General features: G+C 52.5%; 4 protein-coding genes. All 4 read left to right on the top strand.

The features are described from left to right. The first annotated feature begins 152 nt into the window (after nucleotides 1-152). The gene (locus AC2VLY_RS00625) at nucleotides 153-1,037 is read left to right on the top strand and encodes a shikimate dehydrogenase (protein WP_486892200.1); all 885 of its coding nucleotides are present in this window, start codon (nucleotides 153-155) and stop codon (nucleotides 1,035-1,037) included. Then, a complete protein-coding gene (pilB, locus tag AC2VLY_RS00620; RefSeq protein WP_486921590.1) occupies nucleotides 1,007-2,725 on the top strand; it encodes a type IV-A pilus assembly ATPase PilB in 1,719 nt (572 codons plus the stop codon). The genes AC2VLY_RS00625 and pilB overlap by 31 nt, the downstream gene beginning before the upstream one ends. Before the next feature lie 32 nt (nucleotides 2,726-2,757). After that, entirely contained in the window at nucleotides 2,758-4,371 is a 1,614-nt protein-coding gene (locus tag AC2VLY_RS00615) for a two-component system sensor histidine kinase NtrB (protein ID WP_486892202.1), read from the top strand. Continuing rightward, a partial coding sequence (locus AC2VLY_RS00610) for a sigma-54-dependent transcriptional regulator (protein ID WP_486892203.1) occupies nucleotides 4,371-5,149 on the top strand: 779 nt, incomplete at its 3' end. The genes AC2VLY_RS00615 and AC2VLY_RS00610, both read left to right, overlap by 1 nt.

Raw genomic sequence — 5,149 nt, 5'->3', positions numbered from 1 at the left:
GGGCTCAAACAGCTCTCCTGATGGGCGCAGGATTTCGCCAAGAACAACAACGGCGCGGGACAAAGTCGCGGCAAAGCCTCCCGACCCTCTGCCGTTTTTTAGATTTGTGATTAATTTAAGTGCCGCAGCATTGGGTTCATGAGGAGCAGATTTTGGTAACAGCAGTAGAAACATGGCATCCCAGCGGAGAAACTGCCGTCTACGGAATCATTGGTGACCCGGTAAAACACAGTTTGTCCCCCTGGATGCATCGGCTGTTTGCGCAACAACTGGGGATCGACATGGTGTATGTACCGTTTCCCGTGATGGCTGCTGACTTGCCCAAAGCGCTCAAAGGATTGGCGGCAGCTGGTGTATTGGGATTCAATGTCACGGTGCCGCATAAAGAATCCACAAAGATTCTGATGGACGAACTTAGTCCAGCCGCAGAGCAGATTGGTGCAGTGAATACGGTGCATTATAGAGCGGGCCGTTTTATGGGAGACAATACCGATGCCGTTGGATTTCAGCGGGCTTTGGAGCGTCATGCGGGGGACAGTTGGCGCTCTGGCCCCGTTCTGGTAATTGGGGCGGGTGGGGCAGCCCGGGCCATTATTTATGCCTTGGGAACGGCTGGCTGCCCCGCTATTTATGTGGCCAACCGCCATGCCGAACGCGCCGAAAAACTGGTGGCTGAATTTCCCCAATTCCCCTTGCATCCTCTTCCACTGGAACGGCAACGCATTGCCCGGATTTTGCCGCAGACACTGTTACTGGTGAATACCAGCGCCTTGGGTTTGCATGGGGAAGGTCATCCGGAACTGAATCTGGAATTGTTGCCAAATCATGGCAATGTGTACGATGTCGTCTATAACCCCTTGGAAACCCCATTGTTACGCGTAGCTCGACAATATGGGCGATGTGCAATTGACGGACTGGGTATGCTGGTGGAACAGGGAGCTGAAAGCTTCCGGGTCTGGACGGGTGTTTTGCCGCAAACCCAAGCTGTGGAGGATACATTACGTCGATGGCTGCAAACCCGGAACAAATTGCTTTAACGCCCGTATTGCGGGCACTGGTCAGTAATGGGCTGGGTAATGAGGCGCAATTGGTCTCTCTTGCCAGTGATCCCGGGCGGGGGAAAAAACCATTGCTGTTTTATGCGGTAGAAAAAGGTGCTGTTTCTGCGCCAGCGCTGATGGCACACCTATCGCAGCGCTACAATATGCCGATGCTTGACCTGGATGCGGTCATGATTGATGACCTGTTGGTGCGCCGGATTGATAAAAACCTGATGAGCCGTTATTTCGTTCTGCCCCTATCCAAGCGTGGCGAGACTCTCTATCTGGCGATGGCAGATCCGACCGACTTCAAAGCTGTTGAAGATATCAAGTTCAATACTGGTTTGCAGGTTGTGCCGATACTCGTGGAAGCCAACAAGCTGATGCGCGCGGTACACCTGGCCAATAATGCCGGAACAGGAATTGATGATGTATTCCTTGAAAAGTCACCAGATGTTGATGCGGATGGTGCCCAGGAAGAATTTGATTTATCCAAGGATGGCGACGGAACTGTGGAGGATGCACCGGTGGTGCGTTTTGTGCAGCAACTGCTTTTGGACGCAATTCAGCGTGGCGTATCGGATATTCATCTGGAACCCTATGAAAAGGATTTCCGGGTGCGTTACCGCCTGGATGGGGTGTTGCAGGACGCTTTGCATCCACCATTGGCTATGCGGGATGGGGTTACGTCGCGGCTGAAGATTCTTTGTCGTCTGGATATTTCGGAGCGGCGTTTGCCTCAGGATGGACGCTTACGGGTGCGCGTGCCTCCTGCTCGGGTCATTGATTTTCGCGTGTCTTTCTTGCCAACCAGTTTCGGGGAAACCATTGTCCTGCGTCTTCTGGATCCTGCCAGTTCCAGGGTACCCATCGAACAACTGGGTTTTTTACCTGAACAACGCAAAGCCTTTGAGGAGGCTATTCACCGCCCCTATGGCATGATTCTGGTAACAGGACCTACAGGCTCTGGTAAAACCACGACTTTATACACCGCATTGAACATTCTCAATACTGGTGACTGCAATATCAGTACGGCGGAAGATCCGGTAGAAATTCCGGTGTATGGTATCAATCAGGTGAATATCAATGAGCGGATCGGCTTGAATTTTGCCGCTGCCCTGCGTTCATTTTTACGTCAGGATCCTGATATTATCATGGTCGGTGAGGTGCGTGATCTGGAAACCGCAGAAACTGCGATCAAGGCAGCCCAGACCGGACATTTGGTGCTGGCCACCCTCCATACCAATGATGCACCTCAGAGCCTGACTCGCCTGGAGAATATGGGTATTCCTACTTACAACATTGCTGGTGGGGTGCATCTGGTCATGGCTCAACGGCTGGCCCGCAAGCTGTGTATGCATTGCAAAAAGCCGGTTCGCATCCCCGATCAGGCGCTTGTGGAAGCCGGATTTGCTGCGGATGATCTGCAAGGCTGGCGCCCCATGGGTCCTACGGGTTGTGATGAATGTAATAAAACGGGCTATAAAGGGCGTACGGGGCTCTATCAGGTCATGCCAGTCAGTGAAACAATGCGCGAAATCATCATGCGGGGTGGCACCGCTATGGATCTGGCACGGCAGGCAGCCAGTGAGGGGGTGCTCACCATGCGCCAGAATGGTCTACGCAGAATCAAGGAAGGCATAACCAGTCTGGAAGAAGTATTGAGAGTCACCAATCTGCAATGAATAACTGATGCAGCACCACAAAATTCAAATTCATGGTATCTGAGTCCATCCAGCAGGACGGATCCTGGCGGCGTCTGTGGGGCGTTTCGGCTTATCGCCTGTTGATTGCCTCTGCAATTGCCATATTGGTGCAGTTACCAGTCAGTAAAAATTTCCTGGATATAGGTGCGCGCAATCATCCGCTGAGTGTCGTAACTCTCGTCGCTGCCGGGATGAGCCTGCTTTATCTCTTGCTCCTGCTGATGAGATTCCCCGGCCAGGCGCGCTGGCATCTTTGGTCGCAAGTATTAGTGGACACTGTTCTGGTATTGCTGCTGCTGCATTATGGCGGTGGAATAAACGGTCCTTTCAGTATTCTCCCTTTTCTGCTGTTGGTGTCAGTAGCCAGTTTGTTGCGGGGTAAGGGCGCGTTTTTATTTGTCTGGGTATTGCTGCTGCTTCTGGTGATTGAATCTTTGCAGGGTGGCATGGCAAGCGTGCATCCACTTTTTGGCCAGTTATTTATTTATATTCTGGCACTGATTGCGGTAGCCGTTCTGGCGGATAGCCTGGTGCGGAGTCTGGATCGCGGTAATCGTTTAGCCATACAACGTGACCAGGAGCTGTTCAACCTGAATGTGCTTAATCAGGAAATCGTTCAGCAGATGGATGTAGGCGTGTTGGTCCTGGATCAGTATAACCGGGTTATCCTGAGTAATCCGATTGCACGCAAACTCTCTGGTTATCGGTTTTGGGGAAATGTACCCGTTGCCATAGATCTGGTACAGGCGCGTCTGGCCGCAATGTTGATTAAAAATCAGGGTGACGACAATGAAGTCCTGGTTCCTTTGGGTTCAGGTGATCCGGCTTTAAAGGACCAGACGCAGTCGCTGATGGTGCGAAAAATTGCGCTTCCGGGAAGTCCCTTCCGTCTGCTGCTGTTAAGAGATGCTTCTGTTTTGCGGGCAATGGAGCGCGAGGCGCAACTCGCCGCATTGGGGCGTCTGGCCGCGAATATTGCCCACGAAATCCGTAATCCGCTCAGTGTCATCCGTCACGCAGCCAATCTTCTGGATGAAAGCATGGAAAATGCCAGTTCTCGCCATTTGTTCGAAATCTTGGAAAGGGAAACGGTGCGTATTAATGCCATTGTCGAATCGGTGCTGGAAATGGCGCGACCGGGACCCGCCCATCTGGAGCCCATCGCCTTATCCAGCTGGTTGCCAAAATTGATTGCCCAGCTTCAGACCGATCCGCAGTTGGCGGACATGCATGTGCTGGTTCAGGATATCTCGATGAGCTTGCTGATCTACGCGGATCCTGCACAATTGCGTCAGGTTGTCTGGAATTTGCTGCATAACACAGCCCAGTATGCCGTTGACGAAGATGGGCTGGTGCGGGTAGAAATCAGTGCAGAGCGTTATGGAAAAGAACAAATTATGCTGACGTTAAGAGATTTCGGCTCCGGTATCCGACCGGAAGTCATGGAACGTATTTTTGAGCCTTTTTTTACGACCAACTCTCGGGGTACCGGATTGGGTTTACCAATGGTGCGCGAGTTGATCCAAATGAATAGTGGACAGGTAATTTGTGAGAATCACCCTGATCGTGGTGCCGTATTCAAAATATTGCTGCCCTGTTGGGACCCCCATGAGGAGGTGGCATAATGGCGAATCGACCTGGCCCCTTGGCGTTGGTAGTGGATGACGAGCCCAGTATTGTTGAATTGTTACAGATTACTTTGCAGGGTATGGGGCTGCAGGTGTCTGGCGCAGGTTCTCTGGCAGAAGCGCATGTCCATCTCTCCCATGATCTCCCCTCTCTGGTGCTGAGCGATTTACGCTTGCCAGATGGTTCAGGCATTGATCTGGTGCGACATTTGCACAATGCCTATCCACACATTCCAGTGGCCGTCATTACGGCTTATTCATCAGCGGATGGCGCTGTAGAGGCCATGCAGGCAGGGGCTTTTGACTATATGTCCAAGCCCATTGAGTTGGCGCGCCTGCGCCAGTTGGTGACCCAGGCGCTCAAGCTGAATCATCCCCGGGGCGTGGAGCAGGATGCGACGAACCGGCTGATCGGTCAGTCTTTCGTAATGCAGCAATTAAGAGCAGATATTCGCAAACTGGCCCGTAGTAATGCGCCTGTTCATATTACGGGCGAATCGGGAACCGGCAAGGAGCTGGCTGCCAGGGCTATTCATGATTCCAGCCTGCGTCATGACAAGCCTTTTGTGGCGGTGAATTGTGGGGCTATTCCGGAAGGGCTGATTGAGAGCGAATTATTTGGTGCCGAAAAGGGCGCCTATTCTGGTGCAACCCAGTCCCGCCAGGGGCTTTTCCAGACGGCTAACGGAGGCACGCTTTTTCTGGACGAAATTGCTGAGTTGCCCATGTTGATGCAGGTCAAGTTGCTGCGTGCCATTCAGGAGCGGGTGATCAG

It is taken from the genome of Acidithiobacillus sp. TH-A36 (assembly GCF_057473445.1).
The sequence above is the reverse complement of the archived record's forward strand: the minus strand, read 5'-3'. Positions and strand labels throughout refer to the sequence as shown.